The organism is Rhodococcus sp. (in: high G+C Gram-positive bacteria) (genome assembly GCF_049286785.1).
In the GTDB taxonomy this organism is placed as follows: Bacteria; Actinomycetota; Actinomycetes; order Mycobacteriales; family Mycobacteriaceae; genus Rhodococcus_F.
The window spans coordinates 1-2,196 of record NZ_JBAQEO010000838.1; the positions used below are offsets into that span (position 1 = coordinate 1).

At 65.0% G+C, this 2,196-nt stretch carries 2 protein-coding genes; both read left to right on the forward strand.

The window, feature by feature from the left end; translation table 11 throughout:
- The first annotated feature begins 7 nt into the window (after window positions 1-7).
- Window positions 8-1,210 (forward strand): hypothetical protein, encoded by a 1,203-nt coding sequence (locus WAW17_RS30020; RefSeq protein ID WP_422336495.1) that lies wholly within the window; start codon window positions 8-10, stop codon window positions 1,208-1,210.
- 11 nt (window positions 1,211-1,221) lie between these two features.
- A partial coding sequence (locus tag WAW17_RS30025) for an AMP-binding protein (RefSeq protein WP_422336494.1) occupies window positions 1,222-2,196 on the forward strand: 975 nt, incomplete at its 3' end.

Sequence of the window (2,196 nt, forward strand, 5' to 3'; positions counted from 1 at the left end):
GGAAGATCTGGCACTACTGGTACCCGAACTGTTGTTGTGTGGTCAGCTCATCGACCGATCGGGCATGCCGCACCTGATCGGGGCCTTCGGCCGGGAGGGAATGACCGAGGTCGCCATCGAGGAATGGATGGCGTCGAGTCCGATCTACACCCGCCGCATGCAACGGGCACTCGGATTCGAGGGTGACGGGGTAGTGACCATCTTCAAGGGACTCCAGCTCGACATCGGGGCGCCACCGCAGTTCATGGACTTCCGATACCGGGTCATCGACCACGACCACGGTGAATTCTGGCTGGACCATTGCGGCGCCCTGATGGACGTGGAGCCGATGGGCGACAAGTACGTCACCTCGATGTGCCACGACATCGAGGATCCCACCTTCGACGCGACCGCGTTGGCCACCAACCCTCACGCGCAGGTCCGTCCCCTCCACCGTCCGCCGAGAGCGCCGGCCGACCGGAAGCCGCACTGCGCGTGGACCGTGACGATCGACGACTCCCACGTGCCTCCGCCGGTACCCGAGCAGTTGCGGATCGTCGAGAAGTCGCGCGCGGCAGCGGTGGAACTCACCCCCGTCGTCGCAGGCGGTCCCGGCTGCAACGACTACGCCGGACCACTGCTCGCCGACGTCCGGTTCGACGATTTCTCCCACTCGGCATTGGTGCGCATCGCCGAGGAAGTGTGCCTGCAGCATCACCTACTCACCCTCGGCTTCCAGCTCGCAGTGCGCGCGCGTACCGACGAAGATGCCGCCCTCACGATTGCGCGCAAGCAACTCACCGGCATCGCAGGGCTCACGTCGGAGCGGATCCGCACCGCGCTCGGTCTGCCCTCCGATCTCGAGGGTCTCGCCGCGGTCCTCGCCCTGCACCCGGCGCTCAACCCGCATCAGTACGTCGACGTCGCGGTGACGCTGGATGGCCGTCTCGTGATCACGCTGGGAAGGAAGAGCGGTGCGGACGCCGACGGCGCCTGGCCATCGCTGATCGACAGCGATCACCTGGAGCCGCTGAACGCTCTGCTCCGGGGCGTCGACCCGCACTACTCCGCCGTCGTGGCCGAGGAGAGCGATTCCGTCCTCGTCGTCGAAGTCACCCGGAGCGATGCTCCTGCAAAGGAGGCGTCAGAAGTGGCGCTCACCCGCTTCAGCACGGGCGCCGACTTCGTCTTCGCCGATCGAGGGATTCCTCTTCCGCTCACCGTCGTCTGAGAGGACGTCCTGTGGCCTACAACCTTGCCGATCTGTTCGAGCATTCGGTCGACGCCATGCCGGATCGGGTGGCCCTCATCGTGTCCGGTCGTGAGGTCACCTACCGCGAGTTGGAGGAAGGAGCGAACCGGCTCGCGCACCACTTCCTGAGTGCCGGTCTGACCGCCGGATCCCACATCGGCGTCCACATGCACAACTCCATCGAGACGATGGAAACGTTGCTCGCCGCGTACAAGATCCGGGCCGTCCCGGTCAACATCAACTACCGCTACACCAGTGACGAACTCGCCTACGTCTACGACAACGCCGATCTCGAGGCGGTGGTCCATCATCGTGTCTACGCGCCACGGATCGCCGAGGTCCTGCCCGCGCTGCCGAGGATCCGGCACACGGTTGTAGTAGAGGACGACCTGGGCGGGACGGCTGTGCCGACTGATTCGGTGCCGTATGGGGAAGCACTCTCCGAGAGTGGGCAAAGGGACTTCGGTGAGCGCAGCGCCGATGACCTCTTCATGATGTACACCGGCGGAACCACGGGACGTCCCAAGGGAGTGGTGTGGACGCACGAGGCGATCTGGAGGGTGCTCGGCGGCGGCCTGGACTTCTATACCGGTGAGGCGATCGAGGACGAATACCAGCAATCACGTGTCGGGTCGCAGGGGGATCCGACACTCTGGTTCGCGCTGCCGCCTCTGATCCATGCGGCCGCCATGATGCCGACCTTCACGGCTCTGTTCTCCGGAAACACGGTGCTGCTCGACTCGAAGTTCGATCCCCACCGAACGTGGAGGCTGGTGGAGCGGAACAAGGTCCAGATCCTCATCATCACCGGAGACGCGATGGGTCGGCCGCTGATCGAAGCGCACCGCGCAGCAAAGGCAGACACGTCGAGTCTCGGGGTGGTCGCTTCCGGGGCCGCGTTGTTTTCCCCGGTGATCAAAGATGCCTTCCTGGACACCTTCCCGGGCCTGCTCGTCTCCGACTCG